Source organism: Nocardia arthritidis NBRC 100137, assembly GCF_001612765.1.
Classification (GTDB): domain Bacteria; phylum Actinomycetota; class Actinomycetes; order Mycobacteriales; family Mycobacteriaceae; genus Nocardia; species Nocardia arthritidis.
Genome location: NZ_BDBB01000006.1, coordinates 1 through 17,575 on the forward strand (window position 1 = coordinate 1; position 17,575 = coordinate 17,575).

At 69.5% G+C, this 17,575-nt stretch carries 15 protein-coding genes; 4 read left to right on the forward strand and 11 right to left on the reverse strand.

What is annotated here, in order from left to right; translation table 11 throughout:
- Positions 1 to 171 precede the first annotated feature (171 nt).
- Both NA8_RS05445 and NA8_RS05450 read right to left on the reverse strand, forming a co-directional pair.
- Positions 172 to 792: a CPBP family intramembrane glutamic endopeptidase gene (locus NA8_RS05445; RefSeq protein ID WP_245663681.1), complete on the reverse strand. Its 621-nt coding sequence runs from the start codon at positions 790 to 792 to the stop codon at positions 172 to 174.
- A 32-nt stretch (positions 793 to 824) separates the two neighbouring features.
- Positions 825 to 2,558, reverse strand: a complete 1,734-nt coding sequence (locus tag NA8_RS05450; RefSeq protein ID WP_063049269.1) for an alpha/beta hydrolase — start codon at positions 2,556 to 2,558, stop codon at positions 825 to 827.
- 184 nt (positions 2,559 to 2,742) lie between these two features.
- Here NA8_RS05450 and NA8_RS05455 point away from each other — a divergent pair, with 184 nt between their 5' ends.
- Positions 2,743 to 3,033, forward strand: coding sequence for a YiaA/YiaB family inner membrane protein (locus tag NA8_RS05455; protein ID WP_063049270.1), 291 nt, complete (start codon positions 2,743 to 2,745; stop codon positions 3,031 to 3,033).
- A gap of 61 nt (positions 3,034 to 3,094) precedes the next feature.
- Here the strand turns inward: NA8_RS05455 and purL are convergent, their stop codons facing one another.
- The gene (gene purL, locus NA8_RS05460) at positions 3,095 to 5,389 is read right to left on the reverse strand and encodes a phosphoribosylformylglycinamidine synthase subunit PurL (protein ID WP_063049271.1); all 2,295 of its coding nucleotides are present in this window, start codon (positions 5,387 to 5,389) and stop codon (positions 3,095 to 3,097) included.
- Positions 5,390 to 5,517: 128 nt separating this feature from the next.
- On the opposite strand from purL, the gene NA8_RS05465 reads away from it, so the two are divergent.
- Positions 5,518 to 6,831 (forward strand): glycosyltransferase 87 family protein, encoded by a 1,314-nt coding sequence (locus NA8_RS05465; protein WP_084466554.1) that lies wholly within the window; start codon positions 5,518 to 5,520, stop codon positions 6,829 to 6,831.
- Here NA8_RS05465 and NA8_RS05470 read toward each other — a convergent pair.
- The 4 genes from NA8_RS05470 to purS all read right to left on the reverse strand — a co-directional run bounded on the left by NA8_RS05470 (position 6,780) and on the right by purS (position 10,309).
- Positions 6,780 to 8,078, reverse strand: coding sequence for a M18 family aminopeptidase (locus NA8_RS05470; RefSeq protein WP_063049272.1), 1,299 nt, complete (start codon positions 8,076 to 8,078; stop codon positions 6,780 to 6,782). The genes NA8_RS05465 and NA8_RS05470 overlap by 52 nt on opposite strands.
- Before the next feature lie 238 nt (positions 8,079 to 8,316).
- Positions 8,317 to 8,748 (reverse strand): MarR family winged helix-turn-helix transcriptional regulator, encoded by a 432-nt coding sequence (locus NA8_RS05475; protein ID WP_063049273.1) that lies wholly within the window; start codon positions 8,746 to 8,748, stop codon positions 8,317 to 8,319.
- A 650-nt stretch (positions 8,749 to 9,398) separates the two neighbouring features.
- Positions 9,399 to 10,076 (reverse strand): phosphoribosylformylglycinamidine synthase subunit PurQ, encoded by a 678-nt coding sequence (purQ, locus tag NA8_RS05480; RefSeq protein WP_063049274.1) that lies wholly within the window; start codon positions 10,074 to 10,076, stop codon positions 9,399 to 9,401.
- Complete coding sequence (gene purS, locus NA8_RS05485; protein WP_040864762.1) at positions 10,073 to 10,309, reverse strand: phosphoribosylformylglycinamidine synthase subunit PurS; 237 nt, start codon at positions 10,307 to 10,309, stop codon at positions 10,073 to 10,075. Before purS ends, purQ begins: the two co-directional genes overlap by 4 nt.
- Positions 10,310 to 10,440: 131 nt before the next feature.
- Here purS and NA8_RS05490 point away from each other — a divergent pair, with 131 nt between their 5' ends.
- Positions 10,441 to 11,085, forward strand: a complete 645-nt coding sequence (locus tag NA8_RS05490) for an MBL fold metallo-hydrolase (protein WP_063049275.1) — start codon at positions 10,441 to 10,443, stop codon at positions 11,083 to 11,085.
- A 2-nt stretch (positions 11,086 to 11,087) separates the two neighbouring features.
- Here NA8_RS05490 and NA8_RS05495 read toward each other — a convergent pair whose 3' ends face one another.
- On the reverse strand, positions 11,088 to 12,443 hold the full coding sequence (locus NA8_RS05495) for a dipeptidase (protein WP_063049276.1): 1,356 nt from the start codon (positions 12,441 to 12,443) through the stop codon (positions 11,088 to 11,090).
- 205 nt (positions 12,444 to 12,648) lie between these two features.
- Here NA8_RS05495 and gad point away from each other — a divergent pair, with 205 nt between their 5' ends.
- A complete protein-coding gene (gad, locus tag NA8_RS05500) occupies positions 12,649 to 14,040 on the forward strand; it encodes a glutamate decarboxylase (protein WP_063049277.1) in 1,392 nt (463 codons plus the stop codon).
- A 121-nt stretch (positions 14,041 to 14,161) separates the two neighbouring features.
- Here the strand turns inward: gad and NA8_RS05505 are convergent, their stop codons facing one another.
- From NA8_RS05505 to NA8_RS05515, 3 genes are all read right to left on the reverse strand, one after another.
- Entirely contained in the window at positions 14,162 to 14,863 is a 702-nt protein-coding gene (locus NA8_RS05505; protein WP_063049439.1) for a DUF2334 domain-containing protein, read from the reverse strand.
- 142 nt (positions 14,864 to 15,005) lie between these two features.
- The gene (locus tag NA8_RS05510) at positions 15,006 to 17,177 is read right to left on the reverse strand and encodes a S9 family peptidase (RefSeq protein ID WP_063049440.1); all 2,172 of its coding nucleotides are present in this window, start codon (positions 17,175 to 17,177) and stop codon (positions 15,006 to 15,008) included.
- 10 nt (positions 17,178 to 17,187) lie between these two features.
- On the reverse strand, positions 17,188 to 17,559 hold the full coding sequence (locus NA8_RS05515) for a MerR family transcriptional regulator (protein WP_063049441.1): 372 nt from the start codon (positions 17,557 to 17,559) through the stop codon (positions 17,188 to 17,190).
- Positions 17,560 to 17,575 lie beyond the last annotated feature (16 nt).

Below are 17,575 nucleotides of genomic sequence, written 5' to 3' on the forward strand. Positions count from 1 at the left end.
CGCACCGCCGCCGCGAGGTCGGCGCGCGCGGGCGCGCCGACCGACTCGTCACGCAACCACTCGCTCACCACCGCCACCGCCGCCCTCGTCTGCGCCGGGCCGACCGTCCCTCGTCCTGCCACCTTCGCGACCCTACTTCCCGAATTCGTCCACAGTTGTCCCCAAGCCGTACTACGCCGGCCGGGATCCGCGCGAGGAAGCGTCGATGCGGCGGGCCAAGCACGGTGCGATCGCCCCGCCCGCGTTCATGGCGAGATGCAACAGCGCCGGGGCGACGGTGCCCGCGGTGCGGCGGCGCAGCCGACCGAACACGAGGCCGCCCGCCGCGGTGACGGCCACGGTGGCGGGGACGCTGTCGCCCACGGCCCGCGCGGGAGCGATGTGCCAGAGCCCGAAGGTCGCCGCGCCGAGCAACGCACCCGTGCGCGGGCCGAAGACGTGGTCCAGCAGGGGATCCAGCGTGCCGCGGAAAACCAGTTCCTCGCTGTAGACGGTCCCGAGGGGGATGTGCACGGCCGCCCACTCCGCCGTCGACACGTCCGGCCCACGTTCGGCGAGTTCGGCCAATCGCCATCGCAGCGATGGAACGGCAAGGGCCGCACCGTAACCGACCACGACGCCCGAGGTGGCGAGCAGCCCACAGCGCACGTCACGCCACGAGCCACGGCCCGGCTCGGCGCGCGACGCGAGTGCGTACGCGGTGGCGAAACCGGCGTTGGCCGCGGTACGCCCACGTATGCCGAGACCGAGGCGGGGCAGGACCACGTTGCTCCAGATCAACGGAAATGCCACGGCCGCGATGGTTCTCGCGGCACGCCTTCCTCTCACTTGGTCGTCCGCTCGTAATCCTCCGCGGCCTCGACTTCGGACCGGATCCGTTCGGAACGCTCCGCGGTCCAGTCCGGCGGCGCGGCGATGGCCGCCCAGCCGTCCAGCACCAGGCTGCCGTAGCGGTGTCCGTGCCCGTCGGTGACGCCTTGGGCGTTGGTGAGGTCGGCGGCCACCTGCCAGAAAGTGACGAACGGCCACCAGCGCATCTGGGAGGAGACGTCCGAGCCGCGCGGCTCGGACAGCCAATCCGGGCGCGAGAAGATCAGATCCGGCGACCACCAGACGATCGGGTCGGACGCGTGCTGCAGATACGCGATGCGCGGCGGCCGCCACTCCGTCGAGGGCCGTGCCAGGTCGACGCTGTCGCTGGCGAACCGGACCACCAACCCGTCCGCGTACAGCGGCTGGACCTCCCGGGAACCGGGATCACGGCGGGCGACGAACTGCTGCCACAGGCGGTTGGAATTGGGCGGGCCGACCCACAGGGCACCGTCGACCTTGGCCCGCAGATCGGCCAGACCGTCGAACGCCGCCTCGGACCCCTGCGAACCCAGGCTCTCCCCGTACACCAGCAGCTTGGGGCGAACCTGTGGCGGCCGCGCGGTCCAGTGCTCGTACACCGCGTCGAACAAGTCCCTGCCCGCGGCGGCGGCCTTGGTGCGGTCGGCCAGGAACGACAGCACGCTGGGCAGATACGAGTACTGCGTGGCGACGATCGCGGTGTCGCCGTCGTACATGTACTCGATCGCACCGGCGGCCAGCGAGTTCACCCACCCGGTCCCGGTGGTGGTGACCACGACGAGCGCTTTCCGGTCGAACGCTCCGGTTCGCTCCAGTTCCGCCACCGCCAGCTCGGCCGGTTCCTGGTCGCCTTCGCCCGACTCCAAGCCGACGTAGGCCCGGATGGGTTCCTTGGCCGGACGGCCGGTGACCGAGGTGATGCGGCTCGCCGTGGGGCCGTGCGAGACGAACCAGCGCCCTTCGAAGCCGAGGGTCTCCCACTTCGCCAGTGAGGTCGGGCTGCCGGAGCGTTCCGGCTGCTGCGGCTGCACCGCGTTCACCGAGGTGTGGTCGTTCTGCACGCTGAAGGCCGAGTTGGCCACCGCGAAGAACGCCTGGGTGGCCACACCGTTGAAGATCGTCACCGCCAGCACCACCAGCACCAGGAACCCGGCGGCGGGGGCGAGTTCGCGTGGGATTCGCACCCACCGATTGAGCAGGCGGGCCAGGAACAGGATGATCTCCCGCAGCGTCCGATAGGCCGCGACGGCCGCGACGCCGACCGCCAGGCTGAGCAGACCGGTGCGCAGGTAGGCGGGGGTGGTGGTGCCTTCCATGCCCATCAGTGCCGTGATCTCACGCTGCCACCGCGCCGACTGGATCAGCATCAGCGCGGCGCTCAACGCGGCGGTGAGCAGTACGGCGGACTTGATCGCGTAACGCGCCCACGTCGGCGGCGGCGCGATCTTCAACCGGGGCCGCACCCACAGCCGGAACAGCCACTCCAGCAAACAGCCGGCGCCGTAGCCGATGGCGGCGTTGATCCCGCTGATCAACCCCTGGAACAGCCAGTCGCGCGGCAGCAGCGACGGCGTCACCGACAGTGCGAAGAACACGGTGGCCACGACCAGGCCGACGTAGTTGAGATCGATGACGTCCTCGGCGTGCCGGGTCATCGCGACCGCGCGCGTACGCAGCTTTCGCATGGTCCCGGCGGTCTCCAGCATTCGATCAGTATGGCGGTCGGCACCGACGGTCCGGCGCGTCGCCCACCGCGACGCGGTCGCCCGGGGCGCCGATCACACCGCCTGCGGTCCCGTGAACGGACGGCTTTTCCGAATGGCAACTACCCATTCCGCTCGAGTAGTTGTACAGGGGTGCTCGGGCCGCGCCGTCCGGAAACTCTTATCCATGAGCACAACGACCACGCGGACGAAAGCCAGCGCCGCATACGTCGCGCAGGCCTCGCTCGCCTTCGGCATCAGCTTCGTCGGAATCGGCATCGGCATCTACGCGCTGCCAATGGATGTCTGGCAGCGCGGATTCCTGGGGATGTCCATGCTCTTCCTGGTCACGAGCACCTTCACGCTGGCGAAGGTGGTCCGCGACCAGCACGAGGCGGCGACCATAAACGGTCGCATCGATCAGGCGCGGATGGAGAAGCTGCTCTCCGAGCACGATCCGTTCAATTCCGTCGCCTGAGCACGCGCACCTGGGCGGGCCCGGTAACGAGGGGTTCAGGCCCGCCCAGGTGGGCGTTTCGTCAGACGGCGCCCGCGCCGAACAGCTTCGGCAGCGTGCCCTCGTGCGCGGTCCGCAACTCGTCCATGGTGATCGAGAACTGGCCCTGCACCTCGAGCGAATCCGAGCCCTGGTCGACCACGCCGATACGCACCCACGGCAATTCGCGCGCGGTGCACATCCGGGTGAACCTGGTCTCCTCCGAGCGCGGAACGGCGACCAGCACGCGCCCCGCCGACTCGGAGAACAGCGTGACGAACGGGTCCTCGCCCTCGGGAAGCAGGATGCGGCAACCGGTTTCACCGGCGAGCACGGCTTCGACGACGGCCTGGGCGAGACCGCCCTCGGAGAGGTCGTGCGCGGCGCTGATCATGCCGTCGCGGGAACCGGCGGTCAGCACCTCGGCGAGCAGTTGCTCGCGGGCGAAGTCGACCTTCGGCGGTACGCCGCCCAGATGCTCGTGCTCCACCTGGGACCAGATCGACCCGCCGAACTCGTCGCGGGTCTCGCCGAGCAGGATCAGCGTCTCGCCCGGCTCCAGCCCGAGGCCGGTCGGGATGCGACGGTGCACGTCGTCGATCACGCCGAGCACGCCGACCACCGGGGTCGGCAGGATCGCGGTCTGGCCGGTCTGGTTGTAGAAGCTGACGTTGCCGCCGGTGACCGGGATGCCGAGCGCCACGCAGCCGTCCGCCAAGCCGCGCACCGCCTGCTGGAACTGCCACATCACGCCGGGGTCCTCCGGGGAACCGAAGTTCAGGCAGTTGGTAACCGCCTTCGGCGTCGCGCCGGTGGTGGCCACGTTGCGATAGGCCTCGGCCAGCGCCAGCTGCGCACCGGCGTAGGGGTCCAGCTTGGTGTAGCGGCCGGAGGCGTCGGTGGCCAGCGCGATGCCGCGGCCGGTCTGCTCATCGATCCGGATGACGCCCGCGTCGGCCTGGTCGGCGAGCACGGTGTTGCCGCGCACATAGCGGTCGTATTGCTCGGTGATCCATTTACGGCTGCACAGCTGCGGGCTGGAGATCATCCGCAGCAGCGTGGCGCGCAGTTCGTCGGCGGTCTGCGGCCGGGCGAGCCGGTCCGGGGTGTCGGCGATCAGCGCGTCCTGCTCGTCGGGCCGCGCGAGCGGGCGCTCGTAGACCGGGCCCTCGTGCGCGACGGTGCGCGGCGGCACGTCCACCACGGTGTCGCCGTGCCAGGTGACCACCAGCCGGTCACCGTCGGTGACCTCGCCGATCACCGTGGCCAGCACGTCCCACTTGCGGCACACGGCCATGAACGCGTCCACGCTCTCCGGGGTGACGACCGCGCACATGCGCTCCTGCGACTCGCTGGAGAGCACCTCGGCGGGCGTCATGCCGGTCGCGCGCAGCGGCACCTTGTCCAGCTCGATGTGCATGCCGCCGTCACCGGCCGCCGCGAGCTCGGAAGTGGCGCAGGACAACCCGGCGCCGCCGAGGTCCTGGATGCCGACCACCAGCTTCGCCGCGTACAGCTCGAGACAGCACTCGATGAGCACCTTCTCGGTGAACGGGTCGCCGACCTGCACCGAGGGCAGCTTCTTGCGGCCGGAGCCGGACTCGTCACCGGAGAAGGTGTCCGAGGCCAGCACCGAGACGCCGCCGATGCCGTCCAGGCCGGTGCGTGCGCCGAACAGCACGATCTTGTTGCCCGCGCCGGAGGCGAAGGCCAGGTGCAGGTCCTCGACCCGCATCACCCCGGCGCACAGCGCGTTCACCAGCGGGTTGCCCTGATAGGAGGCGTCGAACACGGTCTCGCCGCCGACGTTCGGCAGGCCGAGCGAGTTGCCGTATCCGCCGACGCCGCGCACCACGCCGTCCACCACGCGGCGGGTGTCGGCCGCGTCCGCGGCGCCGAAGCGCAGCTGGTCCATTACCGCGATCGGGCGCGCGCCCATCGCCATGATGTCGCGCACGATGCCGCCGACGCCGGTGGCCGCACCCTGGTACGGCTCGACGTAGGAGGGGTGGTTGTGACTTTCCACCTTGAAGGTGACCGCCCAGCCGTCGCCGACGTCGACGACGCCCGCGTTCTCACCGATGCCCGCGAGCATGGACTCGCGCATCTCGTCGGTGGTGGTCTGGCCGAAGTAGCGCAGATGCACCTTCGAGGACTTGTAGGAGCAGTGTTCGCTCCACATCACCGAGTACATCGCCAGTTCGGCGTCCGTCGGCCTGCGGCCGAGGATCTCCTTGATCCGGGCGTACTCGTCGTCTTTGAGCCCGAGTTCTTTGTAGGGTTGCGGCACGTCGGGGTTTGCTGCGGCTGCGCTGACGGTGTCGACCTGCGGAGTCACGGAGTACCAGGGTCCTTTCGGCCGGGCATTGTGAAGCGACGAGCGTTGTCACTGGTGGGCGGCGAGATGCCTCGGTGTAAGTCTAGAGGCAGTGGGTACGGGCCATACGCACCGGCTAGTCTGAGCCGGTGAACGAAGGATCGGGGGTCGCGAATCCGGGTGAGCGATCGATCGCCTCGGACGCCGCGTCGGCCCGGAGCGGGGAATCGGGGGCCGCGCCCGGTGACGCGTCGCCGAACCCCGGGACACCGCAAGTGCGCTGGCTGATTGCTGCTGCCACGTTGTTCGCGGTGTCGGTGCTCGTCTCGCTGCTGGCGCACTGGTGGCACGGTTACATCGACCTGCAGGTCTATCGCAACGGCGCCCGAGTCTGGCTGGACGGCGGCGATCTGTACGGCCCGATGCCACCGGTCGAGGGGATCGGGCTGCCGTTCACCTATCCGCCCTTGGCCGCGTTGTTCTTCGCGCCGCTGGCGCTGATGCCGTTGGTGGTCGCCGAGGTGGTGGTGGTCGTCACCTCCGTAGCCGCCCTGGCCATCTCGCTGTGGCTGGTGCTGGCTCGGCTGCGTCCCGAACTGTCCCGTCCGGCCGTGCTCGCCCTGGTCGTCGGCGCGGTCGCGGTGGCGCAGTTCTTCGAACCGGTCCGCCAGACCTTCGGCTTCGGCCAGATCAACCTCGTGCTGATGGCCGCGATCACCCTGGACTGTCTGGCGCGCAAGCCGTTGTGGCCGCGCGGCATGCTGATCGGCATCGCGGTGTCGGTGAAACTGATCCCGGCCGGGTACCTGCTGTACTTCGTGCTGCGTAAGGATTGGAAGGCCGCGGGCACGCTGGTGGTGTCCGCGATCGCGGCGGTCGGTCTCGGATTCCTGCTGTTCCCTGATGATTCCTTGGACTACTGGTTCCACACCCTCGCCGACACCGGCCGGATCGGACCGCCCTACTTCGCGGGTAACCAGTCCATCAAGGGCATGGCCTTCCGGTTGGGCATCGACGACACGGCGGCCACTCTGCTGTGGATCACGCTGTCGGTGCTGGCGGTGGCGCTGGCCGCGGTGTGGATGCGCAGGCTGCTCGAAGCGGGCGCGACAGCGGCGGCGCTACTGGTGAACGCCGCGGCGGTGCTGCTGGTCTCGCCGGTGTCCTGGTCGCATCACTGGGTGTGGATCGCGCCCGCGATGGTGCTCACCGCCGACCTCATGGTGCGCGGCACGCGCAGCCCGCGGGTGATCGGCGTGGTCGCGGCGGGCGCCGTGCTGTTCCTGATCGGCCCGCACTGGCTGCTGCCGCACTCGCGCGACCGCGAGCTGGAGTGGGCCTGGTGGCAGCAGATCATCGGAAGCAGTTACGTGCTGGCCACGTTCGCGGTGTTCCTCGTCGCGGTGTTCACCTACCGCCCGATGGCCTCCGGCGTGAGGAAGGCGGCCAGCGCCGCGGCGTAGGCCGGGACGTCGAACACGCCCATCAGCTCGCGCGCGGAATGCATCGCCAGTTGCGGCGCGCCCACGTCGACGGTCGGCATACCGGTGCGCGCCGCGGTCATCGGCCCGATCGTGGAGCCGCACGGCAGGTCGGCGCGATGCACATAGCGCTGCAACGGGACCGCGGCCTGCGCGCAGGCCAGGGCGAACGCTCCCGCGCCGGTGGCGTCGGTGGCGTAGCGCAGGTTCTGGTTGACCTTCAGCACCGGCCCGCCGTTGACCTCGATGCGGTGCGCCGGCTCGTGGCGCTCCGGATAGTTCGGGTGCGTCGCGTGCGCCATGTCGCCGGACGCACAGACCGAACCCGCCAGCGCGGCAAGGTAATCGGCGCGGCCGCCGCCGCGCGCGAGCACGATGCGTTCCAGCACCGTGGGCAGCAGATCCGACTGCGCGCCGCGGTCGGACTGACTGCCGACCTCCTCGTGGTCGAACATGGCCAGCACCGGGATCGCGGCCCCCGGCGCATCGATCGCGGCGAGGAACGCTTGCAGGCCCGCGAAACAGGTGCCCTGGTTGTCCAGGCGGGGCGCGCTGACCAAGTCCTGGTCCCGCCCGATCAGCCTGCTCGGTGTCAGGTCGTGGGTCATCAGCTCCCAGCCGAGCACGTCCTCGGGATCGACCTCCACCCGATCGGCCACGAAATCGATGAACGATGCCGCCTCGTACCCCGCGCCCCACACCGCGTTGACGTGCCGCTGCGGGTCCAGCGTGACGCCCCTGCGGTCCTCGGACAGGTGAATGGCCAGCTGCGGCACCCGCAGGATCGGCTCATCGATGCGAACCAGCCGCTCGCCCACCGTGTTTCCGTCGCGCACGCTCAACCGCCCGGAGACGCCGAGCTCGCGATCCAGCCACGAGTTCAGCCACGCACCGCCGTATGGTTCCAGCCCCACGAGCTGCCAGCCCGCCGAGGTCAGGTCGGGATGCTGCTTGACGCGCAGGTTCGGGCTGTCGGTGTGCGCCCCGACCACACGGAACGGGGTCGCGCCCGCCGCGTCCCCGGCGGCCCAGGCCACCAGCGACCCACCGCGCACCACGTAGTGCCTGCCCGTGCCGTCCGACGGCCAGGTCTGCGACTCGGCGAGCCGGGTGAACCCCCGCGCGTCCAATTCCGCGGCGACCGTGCGGCAGACGTGGAACGGCGACGGGGACGCATCGATGAACGCGCACAGCCCGGCGGCGGTGGCTGCGGTGGTGGAGACGGGCATGCCTGCGATCCTAGGCAAGCGGGCCGTGGCCGGTGTCTCCCGGTCGATCGGCGGGCGTGGCGAATACTCGGTCGAAAACGACGTGGCCGACGCGGTAATCGCGAGGAATCGGCCCGCTGAGATCACCACTCGGCACAAGTCGATTCGCCCCGGAACATAAGGGCAAGAATGGGCCGGTATCCGATCACGAAACGGGCATTCACGGCATTCATCGGATGAATGCCGGTACTTCGGAGTATTACTCTGAGGCGATGGAAACCAGGTCGAGCAATCGCATGAGTTCGGTATATCGGCGCGCGCCGATGCGCCCGCGCAACTCTTGTTCGGCACGCGCCTCCTCCGCGCGCACCTCGGCGACCAGGTCGGCGCCGAGTCTGCTGAGGCCGATCAAGATGCGGCGGCGATCGTCCTGCGCGGCGAGCCGGAAGATCAGCCCGCGCTCGGCCAGGTAGTCGGCGTGCCTGGTGGCCGAGGACGGCGCCAGCTGCGACCTGGCCGCCAGTTCGGTCATGGTGATCCCCGCGTCGCCGCACAGATTCGACAACATCGACCACTGATCCGGCGAGAGCTGCCTGGCGCACAACGCCGCGTCCAGATGCCGCACCCAACCACGCTCCGCGGCACGCAGCGCGCCATGTAGCGTCGAATTTCCGCTCACAATGGACGTCATTATTTCCTGCCTGCCGTGAATTTCGCTCGAACGAGAAGAAGAGTACCGAATGTCGACCTCGTTCGAGAGCCCTGACGGGACGATCAAGGTCCTCGACATAGTTCCGCGGCAGGGACCGGGCGGTATCAACGCGTAGTCCTGCGACGCGGCGATATCCGTCGCGGCCGATGAAACCAACCGGAGTGCGGGAATTCCGGGCGCGAAATTCGTACTACGAATATCTACGAGGCGGACGCCGGGCGAGGTCTCCGCGCCGCCGTCCCCCGGCATGATGCACGCGTCACCGGATGCCGACCACGGCTTCTTCGTGGCGTCCAGCTTCTTCCTGGACGACCGCACACCCGAGGGGCGGGACCGGATGACCCGCTACCGCGCGCGGTACGGCGCGTTCGCGCCGGCGCTCACCAGCTTCGGCAACCCCACCTACGAAGCCGTCCACACACCGGGCGCGCTGGACCGGACGGCCGGATCGCTGGAAGTGCCCGAGATACTCGACGCCCTCGACCAGGGCCTGATTCTCGAAAGCTTTTGCGGCGTCCGGGTTTCCGAGGCGACCAGCCGATCCAGCGCGGATATATCGCCCGCGCGGATCGGGTCGACTTCGAGATCGTCGCCCGCACCAGCGGAAGACGAATACGAATGCTGGAGGACTACACCCCTACCAGCGAGTCCAGTACCGAAAGGAACAGGCCGAGACCGTCGTCACTGGGACCGGTCAGTGGCTCGGTGGCGTGTTCGGGGTGCGGCATCAAGCCGACGACGCGACCGTTCGCCGAGGCGATGCCCGCGATGCCGCGCTGCGAGCCGTTCGGGTTGCCGCTCGCGTAGCGGAAGACCACCCGACCCTCGCCCTCGAGCTGGTCCAGCACCGCTTCCGATGCCTGGTAACGCCCCTCGCCGGACTTGAGCGGGACGAGGATCTGAGCGCCCGGCTCGAAGCGGGAGGTCCACGCCGTCGACACCGACTCCACCGTCAGCCACTCGTCGCGGCAGATGAAGTGCAGCCCTTCGTTGCGGGTCAGCGCGCCGGGCAGCAACCCGGCCTCGCACAGCACCTGGAAGCCGTTGCAGATGCCCAGCACCGGCAGTCCGGCGCCCGCGGCGCGCACGACCTCACCCATGACGGGCGCGAACCGGGCGATGGCGCCTGCGCGCAGGTAGTCGCCGTAGGAGAAGCCGCCGGGCACGATCACCGCGTCGACGCTCTTGAGGTCGGCGTCGGCATGCCACAGGCTGACCGCCTCGGCGCCGGCCAGGCGCACCGCCCGTGCCGCGTCCACGTCATCGAGCGTGCCGGGAAAGGTGATGACCCCGATGCGCGCGGTCATGAGAGGCGAACCACCTTCCACTCCTCGATCACGGTGTTGCACAACAGCGATTCGGCGATCTGCTCGAGTGCCGCGTCATCGATGCTGTCATCGACGTCGAGTTCGAATCGCTTGCCCTGGCGCACGTCCGAGATGCCCTCGAATCCCAGGCGCGGGAGTGCGCCGACGATGGCCTGCCCCTGCGGATCCAGGATCTCGGCCTTCGGCATCACCTCGACCACGACTCGTGCCACGCGTTGCTCCTCATGTGGTTGGGGGGTTACCTCAGCAGCGTAGTTGTGCTGGTCGAGCGCGGCATCCGCGGGGTGCGCCGAGACACCCGCGATGTCGTGGAGAACACACCCGGCGTGGCTAGCATGGCGGCATGCGCATAGCCCACTTCGGCCACTCCTGTCTCCTCGTCGAGCTGCACGGCAAGAAGATCCTGTTCGATCCGGGCACGTTCTCGCACGGCTTCGAGGGCCTCACCGGCCTGGACGCGATCGCGGTCACCCACCAGCATCCCGACCACATCGACCCGAACCGGATCGAAGCGCTGGTCGAGGCGAACCCCGGCGCACGGTTGCTGTCGGATCCGCAGACCGCCGAGCAGCGCGGCGAGCGGTGGGAGGCGGTGCACGCGGGCAACGTGCTCACCGTCGGCGATCTCCGGATCACCGGCGGCGGGGGCAGGCACGCCGTGATCCATCCGGAGATCCCCGTGATCGACAACACCGTCTTCCAACTGGGCACCGCCGACGACCCGGCACAGCTCGTGCACCCCGGCGACTCACTGTGGGTGCCGCCGGTCCCGGTCGGCGTGCTGGCCGCGCCCGCCGCGGCGCCGTGGATGCGGATCAGCGAAGCCGTCGACTACCTGCGCGCGGTCGCTCCGCGCGTCGCGCTGCCCATCCACTACGGCATCATCCGCGAGGAGGCGCAGGGCATCTACTTCGGCAGGCTGTCCGAAATGGCTCCCGCCGGAACCGAATTCCGGGTGCTCGACCCGGAGAACGACACCGACCTGTAGCGCTATCCGGCGTAGGTCGCGAGAAAGATCGCCTCGGCCAGGGCCATGTGCTCGATCTCCTTCGGATCCACGCTCTCGTTGGGCGCGTGGATCAGGGCTTTCGGTTCCTCGACCCCCAGCAGCATGATCTCCGCGTCCGGGTAGGTGGTGGCGAAGACATTGCACAGCGGGATCGAGCCGCCCTGCCCCTGGGTGGTCGCCGGACGACCGTAGGACGCGGCGAGCGCCGCTTCCATCGCGGCGCGCGCCGGTCCGCCGGTCGGGGACCGGAACGGTGCTCCGGTGCCTTCCAGCTCGACGGTCAGCTCGGCGCGCCACGGCGTGTGCGCCTCGAGGTGCGCGACGAGCGCCCGGTGCGCCTGATCCGGGTCGGTGCCCGGCGGAATGCGCAGGTTCAGCCGGGCGCGCGCGATCGCCGGGATGGCGGCGGCGGAGCCCACCACCGGAGGGGCGTCGATGCCGAGCACCGTCAGCGCCGGCCGCGCCCAGAGCATGTCGGCGACGGTGCCGTCGCCGACGAGTTCGACATCGCGCAGGACGCGCGCGTCGGCGTGGAACTGCTCGCTCGGATATTGGACGCCCGGCCAGACCTGATCGTTCGGCAACCCGTCGACGGTGGTGTTGCCCCGTTCGTCGCGCAGCGAGGCAAGCAGATGGATCAGCGCGGCAAGCGCGTCGGGAGCCGGGCCGCCGAACATGCCGGAATGCAAGGGGCCGGCGAGTGTTTCGACGGTGACCACCACGTTCACTCCGCCGCGCAGCGTCTGCGTCAGGGTCGGCACACCCGCGGCGAAGTTACCGCAGTCGCCGACCACGATCGCGTCCGCGCGCAGCAGTTCCGGCTCGGCTTCGACGAACCGCTCCAGTCCCCCGGTGCTCTGTTCCTCGGAGCCTTCCGCCACCACGATGACCCCCACCGGCAGATCCGGCCCGAGCGCGCGCAGAGCCGTCAGGTGCATGACGATGTTGCCCTTGCAGTCGGCGCTGCCGCGCCCGTACCAGCGCCCGTCGCGCTCGGTCAGCTCCCACGGCGGGGTGCGCCATGCGGCCTCGTCCATCGGCGGCTGGACGTCGTAGTGACAGTAGAGCAACACCGTCGGCGCGCCCTCGGGAGCGGGCCGCGAGGCGACGACCGCCTTGGTGCCGTCCGGCGTTTCGTGCAGGCCGACGGCGGTGAGCCCCGCTGCGGCGAACGCGTCGGCCACCCACTGCGCCGCCGCGTCGCACTCCTCGGGAGGGTACTGCCGCGGATCGGCTACCGACTTGAACGAAACGAGCTGAGCCAGATCGGTTTTCGCCTGGTCCATCAGCTCCGCCACCGCGCTGCGCAACGCCGTGACACGCACATCGTCTGTCATCCCCCAACCCTAACCCCCTGACTTCCGAGTGAAGTTCGCACAGCTGGGCGGGTGTGCGCGCACAAGACGTCTCCGAAGAGAAGGCGAAGTACGTCCGGAGCACGCCCGCGGTGTGTCAAGGTGAGCGGGGGAAGATGTCAGCTATCGCAGGGCATCCTCCGCGAGAGATGAGGCACACCCGCACCCTGTCGACCGGGAGGCCCGCATGTCCGAAGCAGCTGATGACCTGTTCGCCCTGCCGGGGCTCAGCCGGTCCGCACCGCGAGCCGGATTTCCCCCGCACGAGATGTTCCCGCAGGTCGCCTACGAGATCGTGCACGACGAACTGATGCTCGACGGCGTCTCGAGGATGAACTTGGCCACGTTCTGCACCACCTGGGTGGAGGACCAGGCGCGCAGGCTGATGTCCGAATGCCTGGACAAGAACATCGTCGACAAGGACGAGTACCCGCAGACGGCCGAGTTGGAGCGCCGGGCCGTGCGGATGGTCGCCGATCTGTGGCACGCGCCCGACCCGGCCGGCACGCACGGCACCTCGACCATCGGCTCCAGCGAGGCGGCCATGCTCGGCGGGCTCGCGGCGAAGTTCCGCTGGCGCAAGGGTGGCGGCACCGGGACGCCGAACTTCGTCTGTGGCCCCGTCCAGGTGTGCTGGGAGAAATTCGCGCGGTACTTCGACGTCGAGATCCGGCAGATCCCGCTGCGCGGCGATCGGCTCACCATGCATCCCGACGACCTCGCCGAGTACTGCGACGCGAACACCATGATGGTCGTCCCGACCTTCGGTCAGACCTACACCGGCCTGTTCGAAGACGTCGCCGGGGCGAGCGCGGCCCTCGACGCGCTCGAGCGCGAGAAGGGCTGGGACATCCCGATCCACGTCGACGCGGCCAGTGGCGGTTTCCTCGCCCCCTTCGCCGCACCGGATCTGGTCTGGGATTTCCGGCTGCCCAGGGTGAAGTCGATCAACGCCTCCGGCCACAAGACCGGGCTGGCCCCGCTCGGCGCGGGCTGGGCGATCTGGCGCGAAGCCGATGACCTGCCTGCGGAGTTGATCTTCGACGTCGACTACCTCGGCGGCAGCATGGCCACCTTCAACCTGAACTTCTCCCGGCCCGGCGGGCAGGCGATCACGCAGTACTACCAGTTCATTCGCTTGGGACGGGCCGGCTACGCCCGGGTGCAATCCGCGATCTACCGGGTGGCGCAGCACTTGGCCGCGGCAGTGCGTGACCTCGAAGTCTTCGAGCTGATCCACGACGGCGATCCGCAGCGTGGCATCACGGCGGTGTGCTGGCGCCTGACCGGCGATCCCGGCTTCAACCTCTACGACCTGTCCGACCGGCTGCGCTCCCGGGGCTGGCTGATACCGGCCTATCCGCTACCCGCGGACCGCAACGACGAGACGGTGATGCGCGCGGTGCTGCGCCACGGCTTCACCGTCGACATGGCCGACATGCTGATCGCCGATCTCGGGCGCTGCATACGCCAGCTGCGGCGGCGGCCGTTCTCGACCTCGCTCACGCGCGAGGAGGCCGGCGGCTTCACCCACGATGCGACGGCTGCCGTTCCGGAGACGACGATCGCTGCGTCCTGATCGTGACAGCGCCGCCGCCCGGCTACGCCATTCGCGGGCGGCGGCGCCGATCGGTCGCGCGACAGCGGTCCCGACCGGCCACGGGCGATAGGGCCTTGCCCGCCGCCGCCCGCGGCGTCAGTCATGCGGCTCGAACGGCCGGAAAGGGTTCCCACCGGTAGGTCGTTCCCGCCGCACCGTGGAACAATGCCAGGTCGACGGCGTCGAGCACGGCTTGGCGAGGGCCCGAACGCGTCAGCTGGACCGCGGATACGGCCAATCGCAACACGCCGCCGCGACGGGCGGTGCGCGCGGCGCCCATGACCAAGGCGCGGCACCACCATGGTTCGGCGCGGAAGCCCTCGCCGAGGCCGTACACCCTGGACTTCTGCGCCATATTGCGCTCCAGGTCGATGATCGAGGTCAACCCGAGCGCCAGCCGGAAACCGACCTCGGGCAGCGCCGCCAGCGCGCCCGCCGAGGCATCCCAGCGCGGCGCCGCGAACAGCCGGGTACGCAGGTCGGCCTGCTCCAGCACGCGATCCGCGGCGGTCAGCCGCAATCGCGCCTCGTGCCGGGGCAGCGCGGCGAACTCGGCGCGCCGCCGCTTGGTGGCCGCCTGGTCGTAGCCGTGCAGCACGATGGCGTCGCCGCGGGCCCGGCGGCCGCGCAGCCATGCCTGCGTCGCCGGGTCGTCGAGCAGCCGGTATCCGCCCTTCAGCCGCGGAGCCACCAGCAGCGAGAGCGGCACGCCGCGCCGATCCATCTCCTCGGCGAATCCCATCGCCGTGTCCCGGGTGGTGTCCCTGATCCCGGAGACCGATACGACCAGCTCAGCGTTCATGTACCCACGGTGCCAGCCGCACGTGTCCGCGACGTGCAGGCTATATGACCAGGTGGCGAACACTCCGTCACGCCTGTGTCGGGCGCTCGCCCCGCGGTCGGCGCGCCGCCTTCACCAATGCGCCCGGCGATCGGCCGGTGCGCTACGCGTCGGCGAGACCGACCGTGTCGAGCAGCCAGGCGTGTTCGAAGGCCACTTCCCGCCACTTCTCGTAGCGCCCGCTGACGCCGCCGTGGCCCGCGCTCATCTCCGTCTTCAGCAGCAGCGGCGCGTCGCCGGTGGCGGTGGCGCGCAGCTTGGCGATCCACTTCGCGGGCTCCACGTAGAGCACGCGGGTGTCGTTCAGGCTGGTGATCGCCAGGATCGCCGGATAGTCCTTGGCCTCGACGTTCTCATACGGCGAGTAGGACTTCATGTACTCGTAGACGTCCTTGTCGGCCAGCGGGTTGCCCCACTCGTCCCACTCGATCACGGTGAGCGGCAGCGACGGGTCGAGGATGGAGGTGAGCGGATCGACGAACGGCACGTTCGCCAGGATGCCCGCGAACAGCTCGGGGGCCAGATTCGCCACCGCTCCGACCAGCAGGCCGCCCGCGCTGCCGCCGTCGGCGACCATCCGGTCCGGGGCGGTGACGCCCGCCTCGACCAGATGCCGGGCGCAGGCCACGAAGTCGGTGAAGGTGTTCTTCTTGGTGAGCGCCTTGCCGTGCTCGTACCAGAGCCTGCCCATCTCGCCGCCGCCGCGAACGTGCGCGACCGCGAAGACCATGCCGCGATCCAGCAGCGACAGGCGAGCGACCGAGAACGACGGGTCGATGCTCGCCTCGTAGGAGCCGTAGCCGTAGAGCAGCAACGGCTTGGGCTCGTCGGCCGCGGTGGTCTTCTTCCGCACCAGCGAGATCGGAATCCGGGTGCCGTCCTCGGCGACCGCCCACTGCCGGTGCTGTTCGTAGTCGTTCGCGTCGTAGCCGCCGAGCACGGGCTGTTCCTTGCGCAACAGCAGCTCGCCGGTGGCCGGCACGTAGTCGAACACCTGCATCGGCGTGATGAACGAGGTCAGTCCGATACGCAGGGTCGGCTGGGCCCACTCCGGGTTGGAGCCGACACCGACCGCGAAGAGTTCCAGATCGAAGTCGAGTTCGCGCCGCTCGCCGTAACCCTCGGCGGCCAGCGGCCACACCGCGATCCGGGTGAGCGCCTCGCGCCGGTAGCTGAGCACCAGGTGGTCGCGGAACGCGTCGATGTCCTCGAGCCGCACGTCCTCGCGATGCCCGATCAGCGGCGTCAGGTTCGACGGGTCGTCGACCGGCGCCTCGGCCAGCACGAAGTTCTCCGCCTTGACGCCGTCCACCACGTCGTTGTGCAGGATCAGGAAGCGGTCTTCTCCGCCGATCACCGCGTGCTCGGCGGAGTACTCCACACCCTCGCGGCGCGGCAGCAGCACGCGGAACTCGCCCTCGGGGTCGTCGGACTCCAGCACCCAGCCCTCGCTGGTGATCTTGGAACCGACCCAGATCATCAGGTATTTCTCCGAGCGGCTGGCGCCGATGCTCACCCAATAGCGCTCGTCGGGCTCGTGGAACACCTTGACGTCGGCATCGGTGCTGCCGAGCCGGTGCCGCCACACCGTGTCGGGCCGCCAGGACTCATCGACGGTCTGATAGAAGACGTGGCTGCCGTCCAGCGACCAGGTCGCACCCGGAGCGGTGCCCGCGATCTCGTCACCGAGCAGCTCGCCGGTGCGCAGATCCTTGAAGCGCAGAACGTACCGCTCGTCACCGACGTGGTCCACCGAGTAGGCCAGCAGCGTGCCGTCATGGCTGATCGAGAACGCGCCGAGGGCGAAAAAGTCGTACCCTTCGGCCAGCTCGTTGCTGTCGAGCAGCACCTCTTCGCCCGGGACCTCGGTCTCCGCGCTCAGCTGAGGCGGGGTCCACTCGTCGATGCCTTCGGCGTCCGCGGCGATCGGGCACCGGCAGTGCACGCCGTACTGCTTGCCCTCGAAGCTGCGCGAGTAGTACCAGTAGTCACCCAGCCTGGTCGGCACCGAGAGGTCGGTCTCCTGGGTGCGCGCCTTGATCTCGTCGAAGATCGTCTCGCGCAACGTGCTCAGGTGCTCGGTGTGTGCCTCGGTGTAGGCGTTCTCCGCCTCCAGGTAGGCGATGACGTCGGGATTCTCCTTGTCCCGCAGCCACTCGTACTCGTCGACGAACACGTCGCCGTGGTGCACCCGCCGGGTGGGCACCGTCTCGGCGACCGGCGGCGCCACCGCGCCGCTACCGGGTTCGGAGATCGTTCCGCTGTCGAGAGCCATGGCGTCCACCCTACTGTCCGGCGGCCTCGCCACCCGCCGCACGGATGATGCCGTCGAGCACGTCGCTCGTCCGGCGTAGATCGCGCATCGCCTGATCGATTCTGGTGCGTTCCTCGGTGAGCTTCTCCACCAGGAACGGCGTCGCCGTGGCATTGGGTGTGCCGTCGACGTCGTGGATGCACGGCAGCAGTTCGCCGATGGTGTCGCTGTGCAGGCCCGCGGCGAACATCTCCTGGATGCGCCGCACCCGGTCGACCGCCGCCTCCGGATACTCCCGCTGCCCGCCCGACGACCGCCGCGCGGCCAGCAGACCTCTTGCCTCGTAGTACCGCAGCGACCGGACGCTCACGCCGGTCCGCTCGGCCAGTTCACCGATCCGCACCTTCACTCCTTGACCT

Coding starts and splice junctions, on each gene's coding strand:
- NA8_RS05490 (WP_063049275.1), top strand. CDS start 10,441: ATGCGCATAGCCCACTTCGGCCACTCCTGTCTCCTCGTCGAGCTGCAC.
- NA8_RS05495 (WP_063049276.1), bottom strand. CDS start 12,443: ATGACAGACGATGTGCGTGTCACGGCGTTGCGCAGCGCGGTGGCGGAG.
- NA8_RS05510 (WP_063049440.1), bottom strand. CDS start 17,177: ATGGCTCTCGACAGCGGAACGATCTCCGAACCCGGTAGCGGCGCGGTG.
- NA8_RS05450 (WP_063049269.1), bottom strand. CDS start 2,558: ATGCTGGAGACCGCCGGGACCATGCGAAAGCTGCGTACGCGCGCGGTC.
- NA8_RS05470 (WP_063049272.1), bottom strand. CDS start 8,078: ATGCCCGTCTCCACCACCGCAGCCACCGCCGCCGGGCTGTGCGCGTTC.
- NA8_RS05455 (WP_063049270.1), top strand. CDS start 2,743: ATGAGCACAACGACCACGCGGACGAAAGCCAGCGCCGCATACGTCGCG.
- gad (WP_063049277.1), top strand. CDS start 12,649: ATGTCCGAAGCAGCTGATGACCTGTTCGCCCTGCCGGGGCTCAGCCGG.
- purQ (WP_063049274.1), bottom strand. CDS start 10,076: ATGACCGCGCGCATCGGGGTCATCACCTTTCCCGGCACGCTCGATGAC.
- NA8_RS05505 (WP_063049439.1), bottom strand. CDS start 14,863: ATGAACGCTGAGCTGGTCGTATCGGTCTCCGGGATCAGGGACACCACC.
- NA8_RS05475 (WP_063049273.1), bottom strand. CDS start 8,748: ATGACGTCCATTGTGAGCGGAAATTCGACGCTACATGGCGCGCTGCGT.